This window comes from Megasphaera intestinihominis, from assembly GCF_040096415.1.
GTDB classification, from domain to species: Bacteria; Bacillota; Negativicutes; order Veillonellales; family Megasphaeraceae; genus Megasphaera; species Megasphaera intestinihominis.
Map to the genome: position 1 here is coordinate 1 of NZ_JBBMEU010000111.1, position 3,047 is coordinate 3,047.

4 protein-coding genes are annotated in these 3,047 nt (G+C 54.5%); 1 reads left to right on the forward strand and 3 read right to left on the reverse strand.

Features of this window, described 5'->3' with window-relative positions:
* The coding region (locus WMO23_RS11020) for a hypothetical protein (RefSeq protein WP_349174074.1) at nucleotides 1-208 on the forward strand (208 nt) is incomplete at its 5' end.
* 229 nt (nucleotides 209-437) lie between these two features.
* On the opposite strand, the gene WMO23_RS11025 is transcribed toward WMO23_RS11020, so the two are convergent.
* The 3 genes from WMO23_RS11025 to WMO23_RS11035 all read right to left on the reverse strand — a co-directional run bounded on the left by WMO23_RS11025 (nucleotide 438) and on the right by WMO23_RS11035 (nucleotide 2,899).
* Nucleotides 438-1,775 (reverse strand): MFS transporter, encoded by a 1,338-nt coding sequence (locus WMO23_RS11025; RefSeq protein ID WP_292108275.1) that lies wholly within the window; start codon nucleotides 1,773-1,775, stop codon nucleotides 438-440.
* Between the two features lie 81 nt (nucleotides 1,776-1,856).
* On the reverse strand, nucleotides 1,857-2,372 hold the full coding sequence (locus WMO23_RS11030) for a transcription repressor NadR (RefSeq protein ID WP_020311126.1): 516 nt from the start codon (nucleotides 2,370-2,372) through the stop codon (nucleotides 1,857-1,859).
* Between the two features lie 14 nt (nucleotides 2,373-2,386).
* Nucleotides 2,387-2,899, reverse strand: coding sequence for a hypothetical protein (locus WMO23_RS11035; protein ID WP_020723844.1), 513 nt, complete (start codon nucleotides 2,897-2,899; stop codon nucleotides 2,387-2,389).
* Between the last annotated feature and the right edge of the window lie 148 nt (nucleotides 2,900-3,047).

Genomic DNA, 3,047 nt, shown 5'->3' on the forward strand with positions numbered 1-3,047 from the left:
CAAACTCTCCATGATATATGGAAGAGCGTTTGGCTCTTGTTTATTGATTGGTATTACTCATTGTTTGACGTTCTATACAATAGAACCTCGCACGTTGGCGTTCATTCAGTTCATTGTTCAGTTTTCAAAGGTCATCGCCATCACCGCTTGTCGCGGCGACTTGCTTATTTTAACAAACTCAGAAGAGCTTGTCAAGGATGTTTTTTGAACTTTTTCAAAGCTCAATCCCATCCTCAAGTGCCAAGGCCTTCACCCTAACAGCTTGTTTAGTATATCACATTATGTCGTTTTGTCAAGAACTAAATTTTAAATCCTATAAAACTTAAAACTTCATTTCCGAGCATTTCCGAACTCATGCGACATAAAGTATTTTATCATTGAAAAAAAAAGCTGTCAAGCAAATTTTGACAGCTTTTTACATTTTTTTCGAGATTACCTTACTTGGCTTTGACCAGTCCTTCGCTGATGCTTTCCAAGTCCTTCTGCTTGCTTTCGACGCCGAGGCTCAAGACGATGACGGCAACGGCTACGAAGACCAAGGCGAACATGTAGAAGACACTGCCGAAACCGAAGTTCCGGGCCAACAGGGCTCCGACCATCATGGGCGCAGCCATGCCGCCAAAGCGGCCGAAGCCGGCAGCCCAGCCGCTTCCCAAGGCTCGGATAGCCGTCGGATACTGTTCCGGCGTATACGTATAGAGGACGCCCCAGGCACCGAGGTTGAAGAAAGACATGACGGAGCCCCACATCATGAGGGTCGCTGCCGTCGACGCATGGCCGAAGAAGTAGCTGGCGACGCCGCTGAACAAGAGGAACGTCGACAGGGTATACTTGCGGCCGATCTTATCGACGAGCCAGGCCGCGCAGTAATAGCCCGGCAGCTGGGCCAGGGTCATGATGAGGACGTATTCAAAGGTCTTGACGACGGTAAAGCCCTGCTGGAAGACCAGCGAAGGCAGCCACATGAAGATGCCGTAGTAGCTGAAGTTGATGCCGAACCAGACCAGCCAGAGCATGATCGTCCGCGACGCAAAGGGCTTTTTCCACAATTCCCGGAACGAAGCCTTGGCGACGACCGGCACGGTTTCCTTTTCGCTGACGAAGGGCGCTACGGGTACGTGCAGCTGCCGCTCCAGGGAGACGACGATCTGCCGGGCTTCGCCGACGCGGCCATGAGCCAGCAGGTAGCGGACCGATTCGGGCATATGCAGGCGGATCAGGCAGACATAGAGTGCCGGCAGGGCGCCGATGAGGAAGGCCATGCGCCAGCCATAAAGGGGAATGAAGAAATAGGCGATGCAGGCTGCTGCAATCCAGCCGAGGCCCCAGAAACTTTCCAAGAGGACAATGAAGCGGCCCCGTACGCGGGACGGCGCATATTCGGAAACGAGCGTCGCCGCTACGGGCAGTTCTCCACCCAGGCCGAAGCCGACGAGGAAGCGGAAGACGAGCAGGGATTGATAATTCCAGGACAAGGCGCAGAAGGCCGAAGCAATGCTGTACAATAAGACCGTAATGGTGAAGACCTTCTTGCGGCCTATGCGGTCGGCGATGGTGCCGGACACGACGGCGCCCAGGGCCATGCCGATGAGGCCGATGCTGCCGATGAGGCCCATCTGCCCCGGTGCCAGGCCCCATTCTTTGGCCAGTACAGGCAGGATAAAGGCGATGAGCCCTGTATCCATCGAGTCGAAGAGCCAGCCAAGGCCCGTGACCAGCAGCAGTTTATAGTGGAAACGGCCCAGGGGCAGCGCTTCCAGTCGTTCTAATACCATAACAACAGTTCCTCCTATCTGTACATATGTCATGACAGTTATATTTACATGGTCTTATTGTACCGATATAGAGGGGAAATGTCAATCCTTATATAAGACGCCGACGTCGCGCAGGGCCTGGCCGATGGCATCGAGTTCTTCTTCCGTCGCCGCTTCGACGAGATGCGTATGGATGCCGCCGCTGATGGTACTGAGCATTTCCGCATGGGAATCATGCATGCGCTTGATATACTGCTGGATATCCCGGCGGGAATGAAGGTTCAAGGTCCCTTCCAGGTTGCCATAGACGTCGTGTTCGATGACGACGTTGTGGACGATGCCGCCATTATCGACGATGGCATTGAGCTCTGCTTCCATCAAATCGCTGCCATGGCAGCAGACGAAGACCCGCGTACAGCCCGGTGCGGCCGGTGTGACCAGCTGATAGCCCCGGGGCGTCGAGATGATGGCAATCCCCTGGGCGCGCAAAATAGCCACGTCGCCGACGATGATCTGCCGGCTGACGTTGCAGGCTTTCGATAAGGCCGTCCCGGTGACGGCCGACGACGATTCTTGAAGAATCTGAAGAATCTTTTCTCTCCGTGCACTACTATCCATAAACAAAGTCCCTCCTAAATATCTTTATAGACCTGCTGTCCCCGCGTGGGAATATCGAACAGCATGGCCAATCCCCGTCCCCACAGCCAGCCCATGCCGATGCCCGGCGCAAAGCCCAGGACCTCGTTGAACAGCCACGAATGGGTGATGAAGGGCATGTGGTAGGCCACGGCCTGGAACGAGGCGAAAATCAGGCAGAAAAAGAGATTCACCGGCAGGGCCGTCCGCAAGGGCGGACAACGAAGGCTGTGCTGCTTGCGGCAATAGGTCAGTTCCGGCAGGCCCTTCTTGAACCACAGGCCCAGACCCAGGCCCAGGAAAAAGGCCATGAGGAAACAGAGGGTCGTCAAAAAAGGATATTCCGTATAATAATATAATACAGCCGCTGCCCAGATGGCAACCAGGACGCAGGGGCCTGCGAACCACCACAGGCGGCACATGCGGCTCTTCCGGAAGTAAATGCCATAGGCGATCATGGCCATAGCCATGCAGAGTTGTATCCCCGTCAGGATATCATAGGCGCTCATCACGGTCGGCTCCCCCTTTCTGTTCCTCTTTGAACGATGAGATGATGTATGTTCAGTATATAGGGTAAAGAGTGAACGTACTCCCGCCTATAGAGGCGGGAGCTTCCTGCTTCAACGAGAACAGCGCCACGGACTCCAAAGAGTTGCG